This is a genomic window from Mycobacterium talmoniae, assembly GCF_001854525.1.
Taxonomy (GTDB): domain Bacteria; phylum Actinomycetota; class Actinomycetes; order Mycobacteriales; family Mycobacteriaceae; genus Mycobacterium; species Mycobacterium talmoniae.
Window position 1 is genome coordinate 1 of record NZ_MLQM01000073.1, and the last position, 23,358, is coordinate 23,358.

23 protein-coding genes and 1 pseudogene are annotated in these 23,358 nt (G+C 65.1%); 19 read left to right on the forward strand and 5 right to left on the reverse strand.

The window, feature by feature from the left end; all coding sequences use genetic code 11:
* Window positions 1-552, forward strand: a pseudogene (locus BKN37_RS29215) (hypothetical protein); the annotation flags it as partial.
* On the forward strand, window positions 549-854 hold the full coding sequence (locus BKN37_RS14455) for a hypothetical protein (RefSeq protein WP_071026995.1): 306 nt from the start codon (window positions 549-551) through the stop codon (window positions 852-854). The pseudogene BKN37_RS29215 and the gene BKN37_RS14455, both read left to right, overlap by 4 nt.
* Window positions 855-893: 39 nt before the next feature.
* Here BKN37_RS14455 and BKN37_RS29220 read toward each other — a convergent pair whose 3' ends face one another.
* Window positions 894-1,265, reverse strand: coding sequence for a hypothetical protein (locus BKN37_RS29220; RefSeq protein ID WP_071026997.1), 372 nt, complete (start codon window positions 1,263-1,265; stop codon window positions 894-896).
* 1,224 nt (window positions 1,266-2,489) lie between these two features.
* Here BKN37_RS29220 and BKN37_RS14465 point away from each other — a divergent pair.
* The 3 genes from BKN37_RS14465 (at window position 2,490) to BKN37_RS14475 (ending at window position 4,289) form a co-directional block, all read left to right on the forward strand.
* Window positions 2,490-3,143 (forward strand): hypothetical protein, encoded by a 654-nt coding sequence (locus BKN37_RS14465; protein WP_131823603.1) that lies wholly within the window; start codon window positions 2,490-2,492, stop codon window positions 3,141-3,143.
* Window positions 3,140-3,760, forward strand: a complete 621-nt coding sequence (locus tag BKN37_RS14470) for a hypothetical protein (RefSeq protein WP_071027001.1) — start codon at window positions 3,140-3,142, stop codon at window positions 3,758-3,760. The genes BKN37_RS14465 and BKN37_RS14470 overlap by 4 nt, the downstream gene beginning before the upstream one ends.
* A 61-nt stretch (window positions 3,761-3,821) precedes the next feature.
* Window positions 3,822-4,289: a hypothetical protein gene (locus tag BKN37_RS14475; RefSeq protein ID WP_131823604.1), complete on the forward strand. Its 468-nt coding sequence runs from the start codon at window positions 3,822-3,824 to the stop codon at window positions 4,287-4,289.
* A gap of 20 nt (window positions 4,290-4,309) precedes the next feature.
* Here BKN37_RS14475 and BKN37_RS28880 read toward each other — a convergent pair whose 3' ends face one another.
* The 3 genes from BKN37_RS28880 to BKN37_RS14485 form a co-directional block, all read right to left on the reverse strand.
* A complete protein-coding gene (locus BKN37_RS28880) occupies window positions 4,310-5,053 on the reverse strand; it encodes a hypothetical protein (RefSeq protein WP_131823605.1) in 744 nt (247 codons plus the stop codon).
* Between the two features lie 93 nt (window positions 5,054-5,146).
* Window positions 5,147-5,431 (reverse strand): hypothetical protein, encoded by a 285-nt coding sequence (locus tag BKN37_RS14480; RefSeq protein WP_071027006.1) that lies wholly within the window; start codon window positions 5,429-5,431, stop codon window positions 5,147-5,149.
* A 116-nt stretch (window positions 5,432-5,547) separates the two neighbouring features.
* Window positions 5,548-5,907 carry a helix-turn-helix domain-containing protein gene (locus tag BKN37_RS14485; protein ID WP_071027009.1) on the reverse strand — a complete coding sequence of 120 codons (360 nt, stop codon included), beginning with the start codon at window positions 5,905-5,907 and terminating at the stop codon, window positions 5,548-5,550.
* A gap of 472 nt (window positions 5,908-6,379) precedes the next feature.
* Between BKN37_RS14485 and mycP the strand changes: the two genes are divergently transcribed.
* The 12 genes from mycP (at window position 6,380) to BKN37_RS14545 (ending at window position 19,073) form a co-directional block, all read left to right on the forward strand.
* Window positions 6,380-7,714 carry a type VII secretion-associated serine protease mycosin gene (gene mycP / locus BKN37_RS14490; protein ID WP_071027041.1) on the forward strand — a complete coding sequence of 445 codons (1,335 nt, stop codon included), beginning with the start codon at window positions 6,380-6,382 and terminating at the stop codon, window positions 7,712-7,714.
* Entirely contained in the window at window positions 7,711-9,174 is a 1,464-nt protein-coding gene (eccE, locus tag BKN37_RS14495) for a type VII secretion protein EccE (RefSeq protein ID WP_131823606.1), read from the forward strand. Before mycP ends, eccE begins: the two co-directional genes overlap by 4 nt.
* Window positions 9,175-9,554: 380 nt before the next feature.
* Window positions 9,555-10,493, forward strand: coding sequence for a MinD/ParA family ATP-binding protein (locus BKN37_RS14500; protein WP_071027013.1), 939 nt, complete (start codon window positions 9,555-9,557; stop codon window positions 10,491-10,493).
* Window positions 10,460-11,977: a type VII secretion integral membrane protein EccD gene (gene eccD / locus BKN37_RS14505; protein ID WP_071027015.1), complete on the forward strand. Its 1,518-nt coding sequence runs from the start codon at window positions 10,460-10,462 to the stop codon at window positions 11,975-11,977. Before BKN37_RS14500 ends, eccD begins: the two co-directional genes overlap by 34 nt.
* 95 nt (window positions 11,978-12,072) lie before the next feature.
* A complete protein-coding gene (locus BKN37_RS14510) occupies window positions 12,073-12,366 on the forward strand; it encodes a PE domain-containing protein (protein ID WP_071027018.1) in 294 nt (97 codons plus the stop codon).
* 6 nt (window positions 12,367-12,372) lie between these two features.
* Window positions 12,373-13,767, forward strand: a complete 1,395-nt coding sequence (locus tag BKN37_RS14515) for a PPE family protein (protein ID WP_071027020.1) — start codon at window positions 12,373-12,375, stop codon at window positions 13,765-13,767.
* Between the two features lie 116 nt (window positions 13,768-13,883).
* Window positions 13,884-14,192, forward strand: a complete 309-nt coding sequence (locus tag BKN37_RS14520; protein WP_165618339.1) for a WXG100 family type VII secretion target — start codon at window positions 13,884-13,886, stop codon at window positions 14,190-14,192.
* 17 nt (window positions 14,193-14,209) lie between these two features.
* Window positions 14,210-14,509 carry a WXG100 family type VII secretion target gene (locus tag BKN37_RS14525; RefSeq protein ID WP_071027024.1) on the forward strand — a complete coding sequence of 100 codons (300 nt, stop codon included), beginning with the start codon at window positions 14,210-14,212 and terminating at the stop codon, window positions 14,507-14,509.
* 167 nt (window positions 14,510-14,676) lie between these two features.
* Complete coding sequence (locus tag BKN37_RS14530) at window positions 14,677-15,453, forward strand: ESX secretion-associated protein EspG (RefSeq protein WP_165618340.1); 777 nt, start codon at window positions 14,677-14,679, stop codon at window positions 15,451-15,453.
* A gap of 5 nt (window positions 15,454-15,458) precedes the next feature.
* A complete protein-coding gene (eccA, locus tag BKN37_RS14535; protein ID WP_071027028.1) occupies window positions 15,459-17,192 on the forward strand; it encodes a type VII secretion AAA-ATPase EccA in 1,734 nt (577 codons plus the stop codon).
* A gap of 42 nt (window positions 17,193-17,234) precedes the next feature.
* Complete coding sequence (locus BKN37_RS14540; protein WP_131823607.1) at window positions 17,235-18,509, forward strand: hypothetical protein; 1,275 nt, start codon at window positions 17,235-17,237, stop codon at window positions 18,507-18,509.
* A gap of 48 nt (window positions 18,510-18,557) precedes the next feature.
* A complete protein-coding gene (locus BKN37_RS14545; RefSeq protein WP_071027032.1) occupies window positions 18,558-19,073 on the forward strand; it encodes a hypothetical protein in 516 nt (171 codons plus the stop codon).
* A gap of 65 nt (window positions 19,074-19,138) precedes the next feature.
* Here the strand turns inward: BKN37_RS14545 and BKN37_RS14550 are convergent, their stop codons facing one another.
* Window positions 19,139-20,743 carry a hypothetical protein gene (locus tag BKN37_RS14550; RefSeq protein WP_131823608.1) on the reverse strand — a complete coding sequence of 535 codons (1,605 nt, stop codon included), beginning with the start codon at window positions 20,741-20,743 and terminating at the stop codon, window positions 19,139-19,141.
* Between the two features lie 133 nt (window positions 20,744-20,876).
* Between BKN37_RS14550 and BKN37_RS14555 the strand changes: the two genes are divergently transcribed.
* A complete protein-coding gene (locus BKN37_RS14555; RefSeq protein WP_071027036.1) occupies window positions 20,877-22,430 on the forward strand; it encodes a helix-turn-helix transcriptional regulator in 1,554 nt (517 codons plus the stop codon).
* Entirely contained in the window at window positions 22,427-23,164 is a 738-nt protein-coding gene (locus BKN37_RS28885) for a hypothetical protein (protein ID WP_131823609.1), read from the forward strand. The genes BKN37_RS14555 and BKN37_RS28885 overlap by 4 nt, the downstream gene beginning before the upstream one ends.
* The last annotated feature ends 194 nt before the right edge of the window (window positions 23,165-23,358 follow it).

The following is a 23,358-nucleotide window of genomic DNA, read 5'->3' on the forward strand; positions in this document are numbered from 1 at the left end:
CAGCATCAGCGTCCGGCCCGCCGCTGGCTCATCACCGTTGCGGTGGCCGCCACCGCTTTGGCGATCGGCATCGGCGGCGGCATCACCATCGGCCGCACCACCGCGCCGACACCCGTCACCCCAGCGGCCCCGACGCCGAGCACCCAGGCCCCGGCTCCCTCAGCGCGGCCATTCGCCGCCGCCGACGAAACCTGGTGCCACCAATACCAAAGCACCAGCACCAGACTGGCCGACGCGGGCGAAGCAGCTGGAGCACCCCGAAAGCTGGCAGCCTCAGACCTTCCGGCCACCCAGTGGACACCGGAGGAAATCACAGCCAACCGGCGCTTTGCCGACTACTTGGCCACCTGGCCCGAAGGCATGGCCGACTTGCGCGCCAGTGCCGCCAACCCGGCCCTGAAAATGCTCATTGAGACGAGCCTGTCCGGCTATGAAAACCTCGCACCAACCATCAGCGACGGCACCTATGTGCCGGCCGACTTCAACCGTTTACGGGCGATAGTTGCTGCCGAACGTGGGATCCTCGCGTTGTGCAAGGAGTTGGTCGGATGAGGCAGCAGCCATTGGTGGTGCATCCGCCGAGCCTGAGTCTGGAGGCGGCGCGTTTGGGTGCTGCCGCTGGGCGAGCGGGTACTTCAGAGGCTCCATCGCACGCGGCGGCGCCTCACCAGGCAACGTCGACAGCAGTAGCGGCGGTAACTGCAGCGATCACCGCGGCCGGGGCTGCGCTGGCCGCGCAGGCCGCGACGATCACGGCCGGGCTCGGTGGTGCCGCTGATGATTACACCAACACCGACACCGCCATGGCCACGACCGTTCCCGCCGGGGAGAACCCCGTCATCCGCGAGGTCTAAATGCCCATAGGGGGATTCGAGTCCGAGCTGCCTACGCGCTCACAAATTGAAGACTGGACTGTTCAACATCTCGTCGATGCTGCGGCAGCTTGGCGGGCCAAGGCACAGCAGTGGTGCGAGCTCTTCGAGATGATTCGCAACGGCCTGCACAGGCCTGCAGGCAGTATCTGGGAAGGCGACGCGGCCGACCTCGCCGCCGAGCGAGGCAACAAAGACTTCGGGCTGGTCTACACCACTCTCACCGAAGAACGAGCCGGCGCCCTCCCGGCCGCCGCCAGAATCGCCGACAACGGCGCCGACGCGATACACGCTGCCAAGCAGCGCGCGCTCACCGCCATCGATACCGCCGTCGACGCCGGATTCACCGTCAACGAGGACCTCTCGGTCACGGCCCCAAACGAAAAGATGCAAGCTGCCGCAGTCGGATTGGCAGCCGATATCCGCGAGGCCGCCGAAGGGTTGGTCGCCGCCGAGGATAGTGTCACCGCCGAACTCACCATGGCTGCCAGCCGCATCACGATCACGTTTTCCGGGCCGCAGGGCAGAGGAGCATCATCCGCCGCGCCACCTCGAGCAACTCCTGGTGTCCAAGCAGTCAGCTTCGGAGCCCCACCACCACTCTCACCAGCACCCAGCCCTGACTCCGGTCGCGGGTCAGGTAGTTCTGGTGGGCAAGAGGGCCGGACAGGCACTGATTCAACGCCGCCTGCCGCGGGCTCGCAGCAGTCAGAACATGGGCCCGAGGGGAGGACAGGTTCTGACTCAGAGCGTGGTGGTGGGCAAGAGGGCCGGACAGGCACTGATTCAACGCCGCCTGCCGCGGGCTCGCAGCAGTCAGAGCATGGGCCTGAGGGCCGGACTGGCCCGGACTCGATCACCTCGCCGCCGGCAGAGTCAGGGCCGGCTCCGTCTATTTCGCCGTCGCCTGCGCCGGTTGTGCCGCCGAGTCCGATGACAGGGGCTGGTGGTGGTGTGCCGCGGCCGCCGTCGGCGCCCAGTGGTGGTTGGTCGCCGCCGAGCAGTGTGCCGTCTGTTCCGCCGCAGGTGGCGCCGGCGACGTTTACCCAGCCGCCGGCATCGCCGCCGGTTGATCCTGGGCGGGTGGCGCCGTTGGCGAGTTCGGGGCCGGTGGCGCCGATCGCGCCGATCGGTAGTAGTTCTGGTGCGTTGCCGCCGACAGCGGCGAACCCGTCGTCGCAGCCTCCCGTGCCGGCGATACCGCCGCCGGCGCCGGCGGCGGATGCTTCGGCGGGTGCGGGGCCAGCGACTCCGGCTACGAGTGCGGGTGGTGTGGGGGCACCTGTCGCAGGTGGGGCTGTGCCGCCGATGATGGCGCCGCCGCCGACTGCGACGCCTCTGGGGACGCCGGCTACGGGTGGTGGGGCAGGGCCTGTGAGTGCGGGGCCGTCGTTGCCGCCGCCTGCTGGTGCTGGTGGTGGCATGAATGCGTCGGTGGTGCCCGTGACGCCGTCGGAGCAGGTACATCGGAATGTTCAGCGGGCGACGCGGGGATTGATCGCTGATTTGCCGATGGAGTGTCGGCAGTTGGCGGCGGCGTTGGTGGCCTCGTCTCGGCGGTCGAAGTCGCCCGGGTTGACGTGGTGTGTGGGTGGTCGTGTAGAAGAGGACGGCCCGGTGATGATCGTCGCTTCCAGTGTCGGGTTGGCGTTCCTGCCGGCAGAGACCATGTTGCGGGCGCATGACGTGGTGCACGTGTTCGCCGACGCCACCCACGTCGAGTGGGAGCGCAAGGCTGGCTGGTTGGGGGATCCGGTCGCTGCGGTGGTCGGGTTCGGGCATGCCACCGAGCACCCGGTGAGTGTGGTCGCCGCGCAAGCAGAGGTGTTCGCCGCGTCGAAGATCACGCCGTCCGTGGACATCGAAAAAGTCGCCGACGAGAGCATTCCGTCGTTAGGTCCTTTCGGTCGGGGTCGCGCGCAGGTGGTTGCCCCGGATGAGTGGGCGAAGATTCAGTCGCTGGGTGTGGCGGCGTTGGCCGAGTTGTTGTTGCCGAAGGCCGGCGCGGTTGGGTTGAAGCCCGGCGATGGCAGCGGCGAAGCGCTGTTCCGTGATGCTGAGACGGCTCGGGATGTGGGTCCGTGGCACCAACTGGTGGCGTGGCAGGCGTTTTGCGCCTACCAGGCCGATGTCGCGGCGTATCGGATCACGCGGGGCAACGACGACACTGCGGCCCGCAAGGCAGCTGAGGAGTACATCTATTACCGCTGGAATCTAGAACAGGTCGACGCCGCGCTCGCAGTGATACCAGAACCTGCGGGGTTCTCGTGACGGCGGATGAGATCACGTTTTCGCCGACCCATACGCGGTTCGCTGCGGACTTGATGGCGGATTGTGCTGGTGAGTTGCTGCGGATCACGGGCGTGCTCGATGAGCATCTGGAGTGGGAAAAGGTGCAGCGGGCGCGGTACGAACAGGGCCTGGTTGCCACCGAGCCCGTATACGGTTATACGGGCATCATGGTGGCCGCGAAGGTGACGGTGGTGTACGCGGCGGCGTACTGCCAGTGGGTGAGCGATCACCTGGTACATGCTGGCCGAACGGCAGCGGAGATCGACCTAGTATCCGCGAGGCGGTTCGCCCCTCCTGATGATGACTATCTGCTGTTGCGGCAACACGAGATGGCTTGTGACGTCGTTCCGGTTCCGTCGCCGGACCCGCCGGGATTTCCGCCGGCGTTGGAAGGGACTGAATTTCTGGACGCGTCGGTCCGCGCCAAGCTTGAGCGGGTGCGAACACTGCTGGACGAAGCCGACGTGGCGATCACCCGCAGCAGTATCCGTGTGATGCAAACGCTTCACCAGCACACCAGTGCACTCGCTGCGTGGTGTGTGTTGGCGCCGCCGCATACCCCGTCAATCAGCCGGGGCGACGACGAACTCTGGTAGCGGCCGGTAGTTGTCGGTGGTGTGTGTAGGACTGTGCCATGTGCAATGAAGGGGGGATTGAGTGAGTGACGATGATGTGCGGGAGGCCGAGCCCGATACCGATGCGCGGATCGCGCGGTTGGAGAATGCGGTCGGCAACCTGAAGCGGGACACGAATCAGTTGTTGTGGATCGTGATTGGGTGCGTCGTGGTGGCCGCCATTTGCGTGGTCGCGGCGAAGGTCGCCGAGGGCCGGCAGGAGTCATCAGATGATCGGGTGCCGCCGGTGGTTGCGTATCCGTCACCGGTGCCAGATGACGCGTCCGAGCAGCAGTTGCTTGCGGGTGGGCAGCATTGTTACGGCGGTCCTGAGGAGTTTGCTGTTGCTCGTGAGCGTGCGCTGGCCGCGATCGAGCGATTCAAGTGGGCCGTGGAGAATATGCCGCCGCCGGAGCCTAGGTCGTACGGGTGGGATTTGGTGCCGAAATTGAATCCGGTGCACGATAGACCTAATTGCTTCGAAATTGATCAACCGATCGAGCTTCCCTGATAGCCATTACGAGTCAACCCCTAGTCAGACAAGTCGGGTGTATCACGGAGTCGATCATGGTGAACGTCATCAAAATCTGTGCGGTTGGCTTGCTCCCATTCAATCCCGGTGTCGGGACAGATCCGGCATCGGTTGCTTTGCCATTTGTAGGGATCACGGCAGTGTAGTTTCCACCGTGTTGTCCGGACGTATTCGTTGCTTGAGTGGTCGGTGCAGCGGCAGTCAGCTCCTGTGATGCGGTCCAACTCGGTCATCGCCTTGGTGTAGAGCACAGAGCCTATTCCGAGGCCGTGATACCGCCATACGGGAGGATCGCCGGGGAAGCTTGCAACACAATCGGGCGTGCAGGTCGGGCCCGCAATCCGGGAGATCGCCGACGCCTTGGCTAGGGCTGTCGCCGGCAGGGCTGAGCCGCGCTCCGTCGTAATTCTCACTCGCAAATCCGCCAGGCAGTTCTGAGCCGTGACGGATATCCACCAATCCGGGTCAGGCTCTTCGGGCAGAACGTGAAGGCAGACATGCCCGTTCATCACCGCATCCCGATCGTCAATGACCGCGTCTACCGCGTCGGCCACGCTGACCCCGCCGGGGAGTTGGCTGCGAACCGCGACGTCTCGCGCCAGGCACTCGATCACGGCGGTTCGTTCTGCCGCGGACATCCTTGGATCGAACAGGTTGGCGCGTTTCAGGCCCACGCGAGACCGGATACGGGTGCGATCGTGGACGATCGCTGCTTCAAACTCTTTAAGAGCGTCGGGGATCAAGCCCTCTCCCGTCGTTCCCTGTGATTTGCGCTGCTCCGCGAACAGGCGGTCGGCATCGGAATCTGCGTTCTCCGTGGCAACTCCGGGGGGCGTTCAGTTGCTTGGAGCTGTCGCTTGTCCGATTGCCTGGTCGAGGATTTTTCGCAGCTCCACGGCCTTGGCCACGGATAGCGTAAAAGTCGGCTCTTCGCCGTACCACGGAGCGTCGGCTTCCGTCCCATAGCCAAAGATGATCTGGATTTTCCCGGCGCCGTCGTTGCCTGGCCTGTCCTCAGGCCCGAGTGTTTGCACACGGGCGCTTTCGGTCCAACGCTGTCCCTGGGCTACCTGAACGGTGATCCCGTCGACATCTTCCCTAAAAGTGATTCGCCGCGCCATATTTCGCACCCTCCTTGAAAGTAGATCGCCGCGGTTTAGCCTATGCAACGGCACGGACAAGCTCACCCGATTCACCTCGGGGGCTTATTCTGGCCCGGCAGGTGGCGGCCCTGCCGTTAATCGATGAATTCGATGGTGATTTCGGGGTAGACCTCGAGGAGGCGGGCGCATAGTGCGCGGTGCCAAGACGCGGTGTACGGGCCGTCTGGTTGGTGCTGGCGGTAGATGTCGTCGGTGCGGTAGGTGATGATCTTGTCGCCGTTGGCGCAGGTTGTGATGAGCGCGTCGAGGTAGTCGTCGGTGCGGCGGTTGATGAGAGCAATTTTGGCGTCGAGGTTTAGTGGCGCTTTGTCGCGGCCGTCTTCCCAGTCTGCGATGACACCTGGTGTGATGCCGAGGATGGTGGCCAGTTGGCTTCGGGAGAAGCCCAAGCGTTCGCGCTGGACGCGTAGTTGTGCGCCGGTGATGCGCATCATTGAAAAACGGCTGTGCTGGTGATGTCGACGATGGGGCGCTGCGCTGGGGGTGGCGGCGGGCCTTGTAGGTACGCGGGTTGGCACTCGAGTTGCCATTGCCAGGTCAGGGTGGGCTGCCACTGCCAGGACCAAGTCGGGGCAGGGCGCCAGTGCCATTGCCAGGCTGCCGATTGGTGGTGTGGCTGGGGTGTTGGGGGTTTGTAGCCGGCGGACGTTGCGCATGCGGTGATGGCAGCGATGGTGGTAGCGGTGATGATGAGTGTGAGGACCGCGGCCGCGGTGAGCAGTGCGGCGGCTTGGGCGTTCATCGTCGCGGTTCCTCCTGTGGATGAATTGTCCCTCAGAGTTTAGGGGTTCACGCTCGAATATTGGCGATATTTTTCCCCGTAAATGGTGGGGGCAGATTGCTAGGCTCGGTCGGGTGAGCTGCGAAGGGGTGCGCAAGGCGCTGCAGGTGGGGGCTGCTGTCTCGATGGCGTTGGCGCTGGTTTCGGTGTGGCCGGGTGTGGCTGGTGCGGTGGAGCCGCCGGTGATTGATCCGGGGGCGTTGCCGCCGGATACGACCGGTCCGGAGATGCCGATGGAGCAGCGTCAACCGTGCATGGAGGCCTTCGCTAAAGAGGGGTCGCAGTTTGGGGATCCGCCGTGGTCGGCGGATTTTTTGCGGCTCGATGAGGCGCACAAGTGGTCGCGAGGTGATGGTGTGCTGGTTGCGGTGATCGACACCGGTGTGAATGTCAGTGAGCGTGTGCCGGCTGAGCCCGGTGGTGACTATGTGGTCGCTAATGGTGACGGGTTGTCGGACTGTGATGCGCATGGGACGTTGGTTGCGTCGGCGATCGCGGGCAGGCCTGGGCCGGATGACCGGGTTGTCGGTGTTGCGCCGGGTGCGCGGTTGTTGTCGATTCGGAACACGTCGAAGATGTTTAGCGCCAAGGCGACTGAGGTGGATCCGAATGATCCGAATCAGTCGAAGCCGGCGGGGTCGGTGCGGACGTTGGCGCGGGCGATTGTGCATGCGGCCAATTTGGGTGCGCGGGTGATCAATATCAGTGAGACGGCGTGTTTGAAGGTGGCTGATCGGGTTGATCAGGCGTCGTTGGGGGCGGCGGTGCGGTATGCGGTCGTTGACAAGGATGCGGTGGTTGTGGCGGCGGCTGGTAATACCAGTGATGAGGGGCTTGGGGGTTCGTGTGCGCAAAACCCTGGGCCGGTGGCTTCGGATCCGGGGGATCGGCTGGGGTGGAAAGAGGTCAAGACGGTTGTGACGCCGGCGTGGTATGCGCCGCTGGTGTTGTCGGTGGGGGCGACCAAGCGTGATGGTGCGGCTGCGGATTTCAGTATGGGTGGGCCGTGGCTGGGTGTGGCGGCGCCTGGTGTTGAGCTGGTAGGGCTGGCGCCAGGTCCGGTTGACGCGTTGCCGGGGAAGGAGGGGCCGGTGAACCTGGAGGGCACCTCGTATTCGTCGGCGTTTGTTGCTGGTGTGGCGGCGTTGGTGCGGGCGAAGTTTCCGGGGTTGACCGCCAATCAGGTCATGGACCGGATCGTGCGTACGGCGCGGCACCCGGGTACCGGGTGGAACAACATCGAAGGGTTTGGCCCGGTGGATGCGGTGGCGGCGTTGACCTGGGATGTGCCGCTTGGTCCGCAACTTCCGGTGGTCGCGGTCAAAAAGCTGGACCCGCCGCCGCCGCGGGTGGTGGCCGATCGTGGTCCGGTCACATGGGTTGTGGTGGTCGCCGGTGTGCTGGCGCTGGCCAGCGGGGGCGTGTGGCTGGGCCGTAAGGCCGTGCGGAGTGAGCGGTGAAGTATCGGCTGGGGCTGACGGTATCGGCGACGCATCTGATGACCGCGGGGCTGGTCGTGGTCGCGGTTGCGGTCATGGGGTTGCCGGTGTGGGTCAAAGTTGGGGTGGGGATCCCGGTGGTGTTGTTGGCGGTGGTGACCGTCAATGACCGGCTGGCCAGCGAGTGGGTGGCGTTGACGATGAAAAACCGTCGAGACGGGCGGTTACCGCAGGTGTCGGCGGCCGAGCTGGGGTCGGTCGCACTGCCCGGCGAAGACGTTGCGGTGCGGTGGGAAGGCGAGGACCTGGTCGCCTTGATCGCCCTGCACCCCCAGCCGTTTACCCCGACCATCGTTGTGGCCGGCAAGGCGCTGCACGATGACGTCGTCGACTCGGCTGTGGTCGAGGACCTGCTTGCGTGCTGGGGCCCCGAGTTCACTGCCGACATTGTGTCGGCGGGGTGGCGGGTGGCGCGCAGTGCGCCGTTGGCGGTTTATGGGCAGTGTGAGCAGCAGTTGGGGGCCGATCCGTGTCCGGGGTTTCGGCGGTCGTGGGTTGTGGTGCGGGTGTGTCCGGCGCGGTTGCCGGTGTCGGTGACTGGGTGGCGTGGCGGGGGTGTGGTTGGCGCGGCCAACGCGTTGGTGGCTGCGGCGACCCGGGTGGCTGAAGGTTTGTCGAAGCAGGGGGTGGATGCGCGGTTGGCGCGTTCGTTTGCCCGGTTTGATGAGTTGGCGGGTGTGGAGGTGGTGTCGCGGCAGTGGTCGACGCTTCGGGGGTCGTCGTCGTATACGACGGTGTATTCGGCGCCTGGTGGGCCGGATCAGTGGTGGTCGGTGCGGGCTGATCGGACGGTGACTCGGCTGCGGGTAGCGCCGGGGTGTGTGCCGCGGTCGGTGGTGGCGTTGACGACGGTGCGGCGGATGGATCGTGACCCGAAGGGGTGGATCCGGTTGCGGGGCAATCAGCTGGAGGCGCTGTCGGGGAGTACGCCGGTGGCTGATCGGCATCATCGTGTGCCGGTGGGTTCGGCTGGGATTTTGGTGGGTCGGGCGCCGGCGGATCAGTCTCCGGTGTATGTGGCGTTTGATGCCGGCGAGTGCGGGTTGAGCTGCGGTGATTCTGGGATGTTTGTGCAGCTGGTGGTGCGGGCGGCGGCTGCTGGTGCGGCGGTGTGTTTGCCGCCGGGGTTTGAGGCTGTTGCTGCGGGTGTGGGGACGACGGTGGATACGCGGGCGTGCATCGTGTGGCCGGGTGCGGGTGTGCGGACGTGGCTGGTGACGGCCCGAGCCCCGCAGATTATTGCGGTGAGTCCGGCGATGGTTGTTTTGCCGCGGGGCCGGATCCCGATCGAGGCGGTGCATGGCCGTGAGGATGCGGTCTTGGGCGTGCGGGCTGCGGGGGCAGCGTCGAGGTTTGCCGCCACCGGCGGGGCCGTGCAGCAGCAGTCGAAACAGGTAAGCGCAGGAAAGGAATTGGGCTGATGGCGGATCATCCGTATGGGCCGTATTTGCAGTCAGGTCCGCAGCCGGGGGAGCCGGCGGACACAGACCCATCCGGGTGGGCGCCGCCAGCTGGCGGCCGCGAGGCCCCGCAGCAGCAGGGCCAGGAGGTGGGACCGGCGCCGAACCGCGGCTACAGCGGGCCGGCCGCGGTGGCGCCGCCGGAACCGGCCCCACCTCCGGCTCCCGCGGTGCCGGGGGCTCACCAGGTTCGGCTGCCCGGCTACTACCCCCAACAGCAACAGCAGGGGCCGCCGGGAGGGCGTGCGGGTGAGCCGGCGCCGGCGGGCGGGCAAGCTGGCGCGTGGTCGGGGGCGCCGGAAGCCAAACCTGATGCGGGGCGGCATCGCTCCAGTGAAGCCATGGGACACGTCAACGTGCGCCCGGCGGCAAAGCTGCCGCCCGAGCGGGGGTGGCGGCGCTGGCTGATGCTGCTGACCCGCATCAACATCGGGCTGTCGCCCGATGAAGTGTACGAGCGGGAACTGCACACGAAGATCCGCAAAATCGTCACACCCCCGCCGGGCACGGTGCAAGGCTTCCAAGTCGCGGTGCTGGGCCTTAAGGGCGGTGTCGGTAAAACCACGGTGAGCGTGTTGCTGGGGTCGGTGACAGCGTTGGTCCGCGGGGAACGGATCTTGGCGGTGGACGCCAACCCCGATAGCGGCAACTTGATCGATCGGACCAGCCGCGAGACCACAAGCACTGTAGCGCAACTTGTTTCGGCGTCAGCGTCGCTGACCGGCTATAACGCGGTGCGCGAGCACACCAACAAAAACGACGCAAACCTCGAGGTGCTGGCGTCCGCGGACTACGTCGATTCTTCGCGGGAGTTCAACGGTGCGGACTGGGACACCACCAGGGGCGTGGTGTCGCCGTTTTATCCGATCGTGATCGCCGACTGCGGGGTGGGGCTGCACACCGACGCGACCCGCGCGGTGTTGGACACCGTGTGGGGCATCGTTGTCGTGACTGATCCGTCGGCCGATAGCGCCAAGGCGGCCGGGCGGGTCTTCGACTGGTTGCGTGAGCACTCCTACGCCGATCTGGCCAGTCGTGCGGTAGCGGTCGTCAACCACAACCGCCCGGGTAGAAGCAGGGCCAACGTGGAAGACATCAAGGCACAGCTGGCGCGCGATGTGGGGGAGCACAACGTGTTCGAGTTGCCGTTCGATGAGCACATTGAAGAGGGCGGGCCGATCGATGTGCGGTTGGTGTCGTCATCGATGCGGCGTCGGGTGACCGAGATCGCCGCGGCGTTATCGGAATGGTTCGACAAGCCGCGGCCGGGGCGGCGATGATCACCAACGTCACGGTGGTGACCGGCAGCCGGGTCACCGACCTGTCTGTTCCCTCCCAGCAGCCGATCGATATGTGGATCGATGACGTTGTTGACCGGCTCGCCGAGCAGTATCGCGGCGATGACATCGGTTTCGATTTCGGCCGGGACGCCTCGTGGACGATCACCCCGATCGGCGGGGTACCGGTTCAGCGCAACCGCAGGTTGGATGAGGCCGAGATCTTCGATGGCGCGTTGGTGATGCTCGAGCCGGTGTCGCGCACGGAGCGTTACCGGGCGGTGGCTGAGGATGTCATCGACGGGGTGGCGATTTTGAACCCCGATGATCCGTTTGGGCGGCCCCAGCTGGTGTTGTGGCTGGCCTGGTGGACGGCGGTGATGCTGGGCGGGGTCGGCGTGACCGGGATCTACGGGTGGAGTGCGGCCACCGCTACCCGGGCGTGGTGGGGGCCCGGTGTGGCATTGATCGGGATCGGATGTATCGCGGGCGGGTTTTGGCTGTGGCGTCGCGGCGGATCGGTGCACGTTGCGTCGGCACTGCTGGCCGCCGGCGTGGTCGATGCGGCGTTGGGCGCAGGCTTGTCTGTGCCGCTGCCTGAGCGTGCGAGCTGGCTGGGAGCGCCGCAGCTTGCCGGCGGCGCCCTGGGGCTGCTGGTGGCTGTGCTGGTGGTTCGCGGCGGCCCGCTGCGGTGGGAAGCCCTGGCGGCGTTTGTGGGGGCGGCGGCGGTGATTGTGGGTGCCGGGTCGGTGGCGGTCGGGTACGGGTGGTCGCAGTATGCGTGGCCGGCGGTAGTCGCGGTCGGATTGTTCGTGGTCCGCAACGCGGCCAGGTTGGTGATCAAGGTGGCCCGGATCGCGTTGCCGCCGATTCCGGCCGCCGGCGAGGACGTCGATATCGACGAGCTGCTCGAGCCGGTGGTCGATGTGGCCGCTGAAGCAGACCGCGGGGGTCCGAATCAGACCTGGGCGCAGGTATTGGCGTCGGTGCCGTCGTCGTCGGCGCGGCTGGTGGAACGCTCGGTGTTGTCGCAGCATCTGCTCGCCGGGTTCATGGCAGCCGGGTGTGCCGCGGCCGCGGTGGGCGCGGTGCATCTGCTGACCCAAGGCCATTTTTTGGTGCACACGCTGGTGGTCTGCGCACTGGTGATGATCGTGTTGGTGTTCCGGTCGCAGCTGCCGGCCGATAAACGCTGCGTGTGGGCCTTGCTGTCGGCGGCTGCGGCGATCGGCGCCGGCGTCGGCGTGAAGGTGCTGTGGTGGTGGCCCGCCGCGACACCGCTGATCGCGGCCGCGGTGGTTGCGGTGACCGCTGCAGTGTTGGCGGCGGTAGCCGCATCTTCGGGTGCGCCGCGCATGAACGCGATCCGAAAGCGGTGGCTGGAATGGATCGACCAGGCCGCGGTCGCGGCCGTCGTACCGCTGTTGGCGTGGATCGCTGGCCTTTTCGACTTCCTGCGCAACGTTCCGTGGCTGGCCGGGTCCTGACCCGGCCAGCGGAATTGCATACCACAACCTCAGCGCCACGGGGGTGCGGCGACGTATTATGTCGAACAGTTCGCAGGTGAAAGGGGAGATCTCGCGTGTTGAATCTGGATGAGCCTGCACTTGGTGCGGCTGGTGGGGAGTTGATCGTCAACGGTGTCGAGGGCGTGTCGCACACGGTGGCTACGTTGCCGCCCGCGATGAGCATCGTTCCCGCGGCCGCTGACCCGGTATCGGCACTGGGTGCCGCGGGGTTCGCGGCGTACGCGACGGCGTTTTCAGGTCTGGACGCTTTGGCCCAGCAGGAAGTGGTGCGCCTGGGGGCGGCGGTGGTGGAGTCAGTCGGCGACTATCAGGCTGCCGACGCCGCGGGCGCCGTCATCGTCGGCTAACAGGTCGTGCCCGGCGATTACGGCGCGCTGCCGCCCGAGGTGAACACGGCTCGGCTTCAGGCCGGGCCCGGCGCTGAGCCGATGACACAGGCTGCCGCTGCGTGGACGGCGAAATCTGCCGCCTATACCGCGCAAGCGTCCCAGTATGTGGCGTTGCTGTCGCGTATCGGTGGTGTGTGGCAGTCGGCGGCGGGCATGAAGATGATGGCATCAGCCGCCCAGATGACCGCGTGGCTAGGAGTCGCCGCCGGGTTGGCGGGCAAGGCCGCCGGCCAGGCCAGTCTGCAGGCCGCCGCGCACACCGCGGCGTATGTGGCCACCCCGCAACTGGTGGATATTGCCCGCAACCACATCACCCATGACGTGTTGGAGGCCACCAACTTCTTGGGCATCAATGCCGCGCCGATCGCGGTCAACGAATTCGATTACGGCGTGCGGATGTGGGGGCAGGCCGTCACCACCATGCTCGGCTACGAGACCGAGACGATGAGTAACTTGACGGGTTTGCCGTCGTTCACGCCGCCGCCGATGATGACCATGCCTGGTGTCGGCGTCGATACGCTGGGCAGCTCGGGGTTCTTGGTGGGTTCTGGTGCGCCCGCCGCACTCGATCGTGATGCAGTGCTGACTGCAGTCGGCACGACAACGATGATGTCCAACGGGGTGCACGCGGGCGCGGGGCTGGGGGCCACCGTCGCCGAAGTTGAGCGCAAAGCCGAGGCGATGGGCATGGCCACCGGTATGGCAAGCCAGGAAGCTGCCGGCCCAGCCGAGGAGACTGCGACCGATGTGACCACTGATGCCACAGCGGAATCGGGGCAAGGCGTACAGTTCGGTTCCCAGGCCATGGGGCAGTTGACACAGCTGACGCAGCTGCCCAGTCAAGCAGCGCAGCTACCCAGCCAGCTCATGCAAGCCCCCAGCGGGCTGATGCAAGGACCACAACAGCTGATGTCTCCGCTGCAACAGCTGCTCTCGCCGCTGCAGCAGCTCTCCAACGGTGGAGGGTTCGGCCTCGATTCCGCGGGATCCCCGGTCAGCCAGATCGGAATGCTCGGAGCCTCGCCGTTCTCGGCGCACCCGCTGGCCGGTGGATCCGGTGCCGCGGTCGGGGCCGGAATGATGTCAGGAGCCTCAGTTCCCGGCACAGGAGGTGCTGCGGCGCGCACGCCGCTGCTGGCGTCGCTGACGACCGCCTCCCTGCCCAACGGGGCCGCCACCAGCAGTGAAGTAGCGCCATCGGCGGGCGCGAACAGGATCGGGGCAGCTCCGGTGATGCCGATGGGCGCCATGGCCGGCCAGCGCGGCGAATCGGCCCATTCCACCGTGGAAGGCCTGGTCGCACCGGGTCCGCTGTCCTTCGACGACGACGTCGACGACCTCGACGACTGGGCATCCTAACCAGTTTCAAACAGCACCATTTTTTACCAAAAGTGGCTGGTTGACCCCCGTAAACTGGCACTCGTTCGGCTACCATACCGGGGTCGCATGAATTTACGACAGTAGGGGAGATGTGCATGACAACGCCAATGCATACTGACGAACCGGGGATGGCGCAGGCCGCTTCGTCTTTCGAGGGCACTGCCGCTGCGCTCAAGGGCCACCTCAACATGATCCGCGGGATCGCTGAGGGCCTGGTTCCGGTTTTCCGCGGTCAGACCGGCACGGCGTTTCAAGCGTCGGTGGCGCGCTACGAGCAGGCCCAGGGGCCGCTGATCGCCGAGTTGGATGGCATCAGTCAAAACATCCGCGAGTCGGGTTTGTCGTATGGCAGCACCGACAGCGACGGTGCCGCGTTGATGCAGACGTCAATTCAGAACCTGTAAGTCAGGAGGACGAGAACATGCTTGGATCTGACGGCACACAGGTTTGGAACTTCGGCGTGATTGAAGCCGAAGCCACTTCGATCACCAAGATCGGTGGTCTGGTTCACGCTGAATGCGATTCGGCGCGGCAGCAGCTGACCCAGCTCGCCAACCTTTGGGGGGGCACGGGTTCGGATCTGTGGAAAAACCAGCAGACGCGGTGGGACACCAAGGTCGCCAACGTCAATGACGCGGTCGTGCAGTTGGCCAACGCTGTCCACGAGGCGAACCTGCACATGCAGCGCACCGAAGGCAATGTCGGGGCACGGTTCGCGTAACTTCAACTAAACGAGACCTCGTGGTGTTTCACCGGTGCCACCGCGGTGAAACATCGGGCCGGAGACGGTGATGACGAAACCCTTGTGCGTCATCACCGTCTCCGGTGTTTCTTGTATATGGCGGAAGTGGTTCGCACGTGATTGTGGGCAGTGAACCAGTGGAATTGGTGACCGCTGTCGATGTGACGATCGATGGGCTGCTGGTCGTGGCTGACGCACTCGGCGGGGTGGGTGATGACTTCCCGCTCGTTTTGGGGGTCAAGCCGAGCAACATCTTCGACGACGACATTAAAGCCGCGGTGTGGGCCGATGTGCGCGAACGGCTGACCGAGCAGCGCATCCTCGACGAGGACGGCCAGGTCAATGCGGGCGTGGCGCACATGGTTGAGATCGTGACCCGCCCCGAGCGCACTTTGGAGGCGAGGTGGTGGCGGCGAAGCCGCAAACAACTGCTGCGGTTCGCTATCTGCCGGCGCGGCGACGAGCATGTCATCGCTGCCCGCAGCGATGACAAGATCGTGATGCAGCGCATCGCGTCATCGGTCGGGCTGGCGGCGATGGTGGAGGTCGTGATCGGGTCCGTGGCGGCGGCGCCGATGGGACCGGTCACCGGTCCCGCCGACCGGCTTGCCGCAGCGACACGGACCGAGGACCTCACGCGCTACGGCTGCGACATCAAATCGGCCAGCGCCTTGTTGGCCGCAACCAGCAAGCCGACCGAATGGGTGCATCTTGTCGCCACCGAAACGCTGCCTGGCGGCAAAATTGCACGGCCCGAGCCCGCGGCGGGAATTCTGGACTCAGAACAGGGCCGGGTCGTGTCGCTGCCCAAACACGTAGGCCACAATCTGCACGCCACCTTCTTAGCCGGCACCACCGACAACTTGGCCCGCACCATCCGCGAACTGACGGCGTTCCTGCCGTCGGGCAGCTGGGAGGACTGAACCGGATGATTGAGCTGCTTGCCCAAGATTATGCGGCTGCGGCCGCGACAGTCGACAAAACGATTGCGCTGCAACGGTTTACCGATATCACCACCCGAGACGAGCAAGCATGCGACGCCTGGATCGGGCGAATCGCTTGCGGTGACATCGACCGCTACACCCTGTTTCGGGCATGGTATTCGCGGCGCAACTTCGGGCGGCTGGCCTCGGCGGCTGATGCCTCGATCGTCACCTTGAACGCGTGGGTGCCGATCGGCGGGCAACTCGTGGATCTGCACGCGCCTGTGCGCTCAGCAACGGATCTGTCCATCGCCTACGCCCTGGCCGAGGCCGACGAACACAACTTCAACGAAGCCCTCGAAGCGCTCGAGGGCATACCGAACGACCATATGGCGGTCTGGGCGCAGGCGCTGATCCACAGTGCCGGGCAGCGCTGGGATCAGGTGATCGAGATCCTCAACACGCATGCTTGGGGTGAATCGCGCGAGGTGATTTTTAAGCCTTGCGCCGAACTGCTCAAGGGGGTCGCCGCGGCCCATTTGGGGTTGTGGGCTGAAGCAGAAAAACGCATCACTGAGGCGGCCACCAGCAAGATCAAAGATGCCCAGATCGCGGTGGCGCAGACCGCGGCGTGGTATGCGGCGATGATCTACCGCGCACAGGGCCGCGAGTCCGATGCGGTGCGGCAGCTGGAATGGCTGCACGCCAACTATCCGTCCGAGCGGGTCTCAGCTGCGCTCAAAGACCCGTCGGTGCAGCTGGAAGTGACCACGCGGGAGCAAATCGCGGCCCGCACCGACCCGTGGGATCCGCGATCTGCCAACCACACCGACGAGTCGAGTCGCAGCGAGTTGCTCGTTGATGCTCAGGCCAGGCTGGATCGGACCGTGGGCCTGACCGAGGTCAAAGAACAGGTCGCTGACCTGTGGGCGGGCGCGGAAATGGCGGCCCTGCGCGCCGAGCGGAACAAGAAGGTCAGCATCAAGTCGCGGCACCTGATTTTCGCCGGCCCGCCCGGTACCGGTAAGACATCGATCGCAGGGGTGGTCGCCGATATCTATGCCGGGCTTGGACTGATCGGGTCGCCGAAGCTGGTGGAGGCCACCGGCAAAGACCTTGTTGCTGAATACCTTGGGCAGACCGCGATCAAAACGAACAAGCTCGTCGACAGCGCGCTGGATGGGGTTCTGTTCATCGACGAGGCCTACACCATCGTCCAGGCCGGCGCCGAACAAACGGGGGGCAACCAGTTCGGTCACCAGGCCATCGACACGCTGCTGGCTCGGATGGAAAACGATCGCGACCGGGTAATGGTGATCATCGCCGGCTACCCCAAAGACCTCGACCGGCTGCTGGACGCTAACGACGGTCTACGCGGCCGGTTCGCTACTCGCATCAACTTTCCCGGATACTCCGCCGACGAGATCGTTGCGATCGCCAAACTGATCGCGGCCGACAGTGATTCGGCGATCAGTGATGACGCGGCCGTCGCGTTGGAGGCGGCCGCCGCCGAGCTCGCCACCACCACCATCGGCGATAAGCGCGGCCTGGACGTGGCCGGCAACGGCCGCTACGCACGCAATATCGTCCAAGCCGGTGAGCAAGCGCGCGACCGCCGCCTCCACGAGCTGCGTCGGGCCGGACACGCCTTGACCGACGACATGATCGAACTCATCGAGCACGACGACATGCTCACCGCGATCAAGAACGTCAACAACAACGTCTTCAGCGGCCACTAAAACCGCCCGTACTTCCGCCGTTTTCCTGCTAGCATGCAATCTATGGAAGTATTTACGAATACGGCTGCCTACGGGGCGTTGATCAGCAACCTACGCCGATTCTGCGGCAATGTGCCTCGCGAACACATTGAGGCAGCCGGGGGCCCGTCGGTACGTCATCAGCACAGCGTCGAGTCAGGTAAGGAGATCTCTGTCACCGTCGACCTGCAATCCCGTTTGGGTGGCGCATTTGATGCGTTGACCGATGGCCGCTATAGCTTCACGACGGAGTTCCTTCCGGCGGTCTCGGCCGCCTTTCGTGCCGCTCAGACACACCCAGAACTCGGGTGGACTGACCACCTGTATCCAGGCTCCGGATTCAACCTCGGCCGCGAATTTCCCAGCGAACATGCACTGACCGCAGGCAAGTTGAGCTACCCGGCCGCCTCAGCCGACTCGCTGGCCCACTACCTGACCACGGCAGTCCCCGCCGCGCTTTTCGCGAACGCGATGACCGGTGTCGCCAGCCGACACAAGGCGCTCACGCTGGTGCCGTGGTCAGCCGCCGACGTCGTCGACACCAACCCGTGGCCAAGCCACAAGACCTACCGTGTGGGCCTGGCCGAAGACCAGGGCTACGACCGCGTGACGATCGACCCGCTAGCCGGCGTCACCAGCTTGGAGGCGGCCTACCGCCGCGCCGCCGCCTTCGGGGCCACAGGAATAGACCGGACCTATCTGGCCTGGGCGATCCTGCTCGCCAACGCCGACGCAGCCTCAACCAGTGCTGAGCCAATGGAGTCTTGGGTCAGCCACGCTGGTTCGGTCGACCTGCAGACCAGGTGCGAAGCGCAAGCCAGGTGGAGAGACTTGCTCAGCCAGATTCAGATCGACACCAAGCTCGTTCCCACGGTCACCGTCATCGACATCATCACCAGGGCCAACCCGTTCATCCTGCCGTGGGCCGAGGAATGGCTGGTTGCCCATGGCCTGCACTTCCTGACGTTCGACAGAACCGACGAGCAGGGTTACCCCATTCCGCAACGCGTCGATGTGGGGTGGGGCCAGCGTCCCGAGTACATGCACGCAGAGAGCATCGACGATAAGGGCTACTACTCCGGTACCCGGCTGTGGTTCTACGACGCCGAGTCGATGCCGGCGCTGCCCGCGATCCTGCGTGACCAGGAAGTCGCCAACCTGGTGCTCCAGACAACCTCCCTGACCGCGACCGCGGCGAAATCACCGGAATTCACCTGGTGCCCGGTTGGCGCCAGCGACAGTCACGTTCTAGTGCAGGAAGTCGCAACAGGCCGGTGGCGCGCTGTCCAGCTATTCTGATGGAGCGCATACCAACACGCACCCGGCGCAAAGGACGAGGTGAAGGCAGTGGAGTTGGTGGTTTCCAACACGCCCGCATCCGGCGACGGTGACTCGTTAGACGTTGACCAGGCGGCGACGCTGATTCTTGACATCAAGCGCGCCGCGGAGGCTGTACGGGCGACAGCAGACAGCATGAGCGACCCTGCACACCGCCTTGCGGACTCGCTGCACCTATTGGCTGCGGAGATCGAATGCGATGTGCGTAAAGAGATCTGGCTCGACTTGGCCGGCGCGCAGAAGATCTATGCGTGTGCGGCCGAGTTGGCACCACGCGACGACGACGATTCGCCCGGCATTCTGGAACATGGACTGACGTTGGGTGAGGTCCCATGCTTCGCGGTGCCCTCCAACGAGCCGATCAGCGAGCGAGTGTCCGCACTTGTTCGGGCGGCCGACAGCATTCAGCAGTGCTCGACTATGGCTCGGTTCGTTCTTTACTCCGACACTGGGCAGCGACGACGTGCGGAACTGGCTGCAGTCGCGCGGCAGGTTCGCGAGGCGGCGGCGCGCAGCTGCCGCTAACCCACCCGTGAAGCGCTCTTTGCCGGCGCCCGTACGCAACGAGATGGGAGCACACAACAACATCCTCAGCGGCAACCACTAACTGCTGTGGCGAGTTCAGCTTTGTTGAGTGCGAAAGGTGGCTCGTTTCGCAGGATGTAGCGCCACAACGGCGAACGTTCATCGACGGTGACGTGACCGCCCAGGGCCGCCAGGTTGCGCGATGCATCTGATGCGAGCGCACGAACCGATTTGTAGAGGTTGTTGGGGCCGGTCCCCGCGTATCCGCTGGTGTAGTAGTGGCCCCGAGCCGGGGCCGGGAGCGGCCAGACCGAACCGTTGCTGTCACGGAAGAAGGCGCTGTGCTCAGCGAGTTCGAATTCGATGAGATGTCCTGTGGCTGGCACTTTCGTTCCCACCGTTGCGTAGACGGCGCCAGCGTCTGTCTCCACGAGCCAGGTCAACGGGTTACGGCGATGCTTGCAGTAGCGCGTCACACGCTCGGTTTCCGACACGGCCTGTCGGGCGATGGCGAATCCGAGCTCGTCGCTGGCCGGCGCGCTGACTGCGACGCTGTCTGAGAGCCACTCGGTGGCTAGCGTTCCTCGCTGTGGCCCGATATGGGCGACGTAGGCCACCAGCGGCTCCAATGGCCGCAGCATGCGCACCGTGGTGGCCGCCGTGTCGGCGGCGAGGGGGTCTGGCACGTGTTGGTGCAGTAGCCAGCCCAGTTCGTGTTCGTCGGGCGCTGCGGGGATCTCAGGCAGCCGGTAGAGCGGCTCGGCTGCCTGGACGAGGCCTGGCCGCTCAGTTTCTTCGCCCACCGGTAATTCGTCACCGATGGCGGGGCCTTCGAGAATCCGATTGATCCGATCGACCAGATCGCCTAGTCGTGCGGCGTCGCTGTGTGGCGCGTGGGTTACGAGCTGGCGCAGCATCGATTCGTTGTAGAACAGCCCGCGTGGCCGGATTTGTTGTCGGGGAGCACCGGGAAACCAGCTGGTGATCGCATTCAGGTCGCGTAACGATGCCGACCACCAGGGCAGATCGTGGCCAAGCAGGTGGGCCAGGTGATACCAGCCCATCTCGACCACGTGTTTGCGGACGTTTTTGAACCTGAGCGCGGCCCACGCCGGGTGGCCGCGCTCGGCTACGCCGAGCGCGGCTTGCCAGCCGTGCTCGCCCGGTAGGAGCGAGATTTCGTTGGTGACTACGGCGACCGCGGACACCGCTGGTAGCTGCTCGAGGAGCATCGATGCGTAATCCCAGGCCGGTTCGTCAAGTGGAGCGGGATAGGCGACGGCTATCGGGCCACGTCCGTCGCTGGGCTGCCAGTGGTGCACGGCGAATTCGACATTGACACCGAACGGGCGCTGCACAGCGAGACGTTCGGCAAACAGGAACACCGCCGGGTTGAGGTTGGCCGGTGCGTACAACCGTGGGATCCGGTGACGTAGCTGGGGTCGCTCGGTGTCGATGTAGGTGAAGATCTGGTCGGCGGACCAGTAGTTGCGGCCCCCTTCGCGGGTCAGCGGCGCCGGGAAGCCGGCAACATCTCTGGCCGCATATTGGCGCACCGTGGTTTCCTGCAGCTCCAGAATCGTGGCCACTGCGGCGACGTCGAGCCGCGGTGAGAACCATCTGGTCTTGGGGAGCCAGTAGTCGTGATCGGCCAAGTCGCCAACAGTCATGCGAAAGATATAGCACATACACTCGCCATAAGTAATGGCATTGCGATCCGAGGCGACACGCCGAGGCGCGTTGGCCGAGAATCCAGATGAAACTGTATGCTGCGTTCAGCAGCAACTGAAAGTAGGTTGTGTCATGAATGTGTGGAGCGAACGCACCAGCTGGAACACCGTCGTATGGCTTAACGTCGAGCGGACCGCTGAGCTGACCGGGCTAAAAGTCGACACGATCTACCACTACGTGTCGCGCAAAGACCCCAAGTTTCCGCAGCCCGACTCCAGGGGCGGCCGGACCTACTTCGCCGGCGAACAGGTGTTGCGCTACATCCTCGAGCACCGCCGGCGCCGACGCTCGATCGTTTCGCGTCTGTTCCCACGGGTGCCCGATCCCAACCCCGCACAGTTCATGTCCGCCGAGCCGTGCAACATCCCCGATATCGGCAGGTTCGCGATCCATACCTGGAGACCCAGCGACGGCGCCGGCCCGGTCGCGATCGCCTACCCCGACCGCGAAAACACCCTGCACATCAACAATGTGCCCAAGGCCGCGGCCGCACTCCTTAACCAACTGCCGCCACGGATCGACGCGGTTGCTGTTCCCAACGGCGAAACCGCATCGCTGCCCGACGACCGGTCACAGACCGCCCCGATCGTCGTTGTCGCCGAACGCCAGCCGGTATATCGCTACGATCCGGTCGACCATGGCGCTGCCCGCTACAAATGGTGGGACCTAGCCAACCTCCTACGCGTCGACCTGCCCTGGTGGTCCCCCCTGCTCAACGACCTCGACGCGATGCTCGCGTGGCGGCCCGGCGCATCTACCGAACAGATCACCCCCTACACACCCAGCATCGACCCCGGCCACATCACCGCTTTGGCCAGCCCCGGTGATTCCGCGCCGCTGTGTGCTGCCGTCGACAAGCTGGCGCAGCGAATACTCATCAGGCTCAACGGCCGCGATCGCCACGACACCAATTGCCTGACACCAGGCCTGGTTCAGGCGGCAGTGAGCACCGTTGACCCGACCGAACCCGTGCCGGAGCTGACCGCCGACGAGGCTGCGCTGATCCTTCACCATCGCGCCGACCGGCACGCCGCCACACACGCATTACGGGTCGCCGACCACTGGGCATTCATGCCAGTACTGACCCACGCCATCAAGATCAGTGCATCATCGGCCACGGCGATGGCACGCCAATGGGCCGGCCGGTTGACCGATGTCGCCGAGCAACGCCGCACCGAACTCGGGTTCTGGCACGTCAGCCGCTACATGGGCGCCGGTGTAGAGCCCGTGCGCTGGCTCACCGACCTCGATAACCCCCACACCTGGGCCATCGAGGCGAACAACGGCACCATCTACGCGGGTGTGGGAACAAGCACCCCCGGCGCCCTCGGGCAGCTCACCGAGGCCGAGATCGACCACCAAGCAGCATTCTTCCGCGACACCGCTGGACAGGTCTGGCCGGTACCCGACACCGGATTCGACTACTACCGCACTGGCTACAACGGCGCCGGCCCCCAACGCCTCGCAGAAACGCTCACACTGCTAGCGGCAGACGCCCGCACCGACGTGCACAAACCGCCGCACTTCGACCCCGACACCGACCTATACCGGCTGATCTCCACACACGACACACCCCTCACCGTGACCGCGGAACTGCTTGCCGCCGCCCGCGCTAGCAGGGCATGACCCTGAAGGACCCCGACATGAACCATGGGCATCTACAGGAACATCTAGCGGCACTGCACTGCGAGTCCGAACGCCTTCGGATATTGGCGACAGCGCTGCACCAAGCCCGATACGGGCAACTACCCCAAGACTGGCGATCCAAGCTGGTCATACCGGTAAGGCATGCAGCAACCGCCACCATTTACACCGATGGCGACCGCCTCGCGGTTGAAGCAATCCGGCTGATGCCACCAGCCGCATGGGAACCAGGAAACGCCACCAACTGGCGCGCCGCCCTCGATGCCTGGTACGAGGACAGTCTGACCGCTCTCGACGACATGGCGAACATGAACTCGCGATCAACTACGCAGATGCGTGAGCAAGCCAAAATTGCGCGCGGCGCGATGATTCAGCGGGAACACAGTTCGGCGAAACTGGCGCAGCTGGGCCAGGGGAAGGCGCAGGGCCCGACGTGGCTCCAGGCCGCGGACCGTTTCGACAACGGTATCGACGAATTGACCCGGACGTACGAATTTATCTACCGCCGCGAACGCGACCGCATCAAAGCCGAGTACCGGGCCGGTCTGGCCGCCGGCGGAACACAGCTCGACCACGACTGGCTCGAGTCGTACATCACCGAGATCCGCCTATGGCCAGACGACGAGGCAAGCCGTGCAGCTCTCGCCGAGATCAACAAGCCCGGATTCCGGCAACAATACGAGTACCTGCCGACCTACTGGCTCGCGGCACAATAAAACCTACGCATGGGGGACAAGGAAAGCCCAGGTAAACACAGTCGGCAAACGGGGGTCGGCTGCGGCACTGGCCCTTGGGGCCGGACGCGTTGTTAATCGTCGGCGTGCCTAGCAGGGCTTGTTTTGTGGGCGCCCAGTCGTAGTTGTGGGTGGGGTTGTGTTCGGGCTCGGTGCCGGCCGGGCCGTGCTGTGCG

Bases quoted from the DNA above. Each gene is read 5' to 3' on its own strand.
- BKN37_RS14500 (WP_071027013.1), top strand. From the start codon at position 9,555: ATGGGACACGTCAACGTGCGCCCGGCGGCAAAGCTGCCGCCCGAGCGG.
- BKN37_RS14555 (WP_071027036.1), top strand. From the start codon at position 20,877: ATGAATGTGTGGAGCGAACGCACCAGCTGGAACACCGTCGTATGGCTT.
- BKN37_RS28885 (WP_131823609.1), top strand. From the start codon at position 22,427: ATGACCCTGAAGGACCCCGACATGAACCATGGGCATCTACAGGAACAT.
- BKN37_RS14480 (WP_071027006.1), bottom strand. From the start codon at position 5,431: ATGGCGCGGCGAATCACTTTTAGGGAAGATGTCGACGGGATCACCGTT.
- eccD (WP_071027015.1), top strand. From the start codon at position 10,460: ATGGTTCGACAAGCCGCGGCCGGGGCGGCGATGATCACCAACGTCACG.
- BKN37_RS14525 (WP_071027024.1), top strand. From the start codon at position 14,210: ATGCTTGGATCTGACGGCACACAGGTTTGGAACTTCGGCGTGATTGAA.
- BKN37_RS14520 (WP_165618339.1), top strand. From the start codon at position 13,884: ATGACAACGCCAATGCATACTGACGAACCGGGGATGGCGCAGGCCGCT.
- BKN37_RS14550 (WP_131823608.1), bottom strand. From the start codon at position 20,743: ATGACTGTTGGCGACTTGGCCGATCACGACTACTGGCTCCCCAAGACC.
- BKN37_RS14485 (WP_071027009.1), bottom strand. From the start codon at position 5,907: ATGATGCGCATCACCGGCGCACAACTACGCGTCCAGCGCGAACGCTTG.
- BKN37_RS14455 (WP_071026995.1), top strand. From the start codon at position 549: ATGAGGCAGCAGCCATTGGTGGTGCATCCGCCGAGCCTGAGTCTGGAG.
- eccA (WP_071027028.1), top strand. From the start codon at position 15,459: ATGATTGAGCTGCTTGCCCAAGATTATGCGGCTGCGGCCGCGACAGTC.
- mycP (WP_071027041.1), top strand. From the start codon at position 6,380: ATGGCGTTGGCGCTGGTTTCGGTGTGGCCGGGTGTGGCTGGTGCGGTG.
- BKN37_RS14540 (WP_131823607.1), top strand. From the start codon at position 17,235: ATGGAAGTATTTACGAATACGGCTGCCTACGGGGCGTTGATCAGCAAC.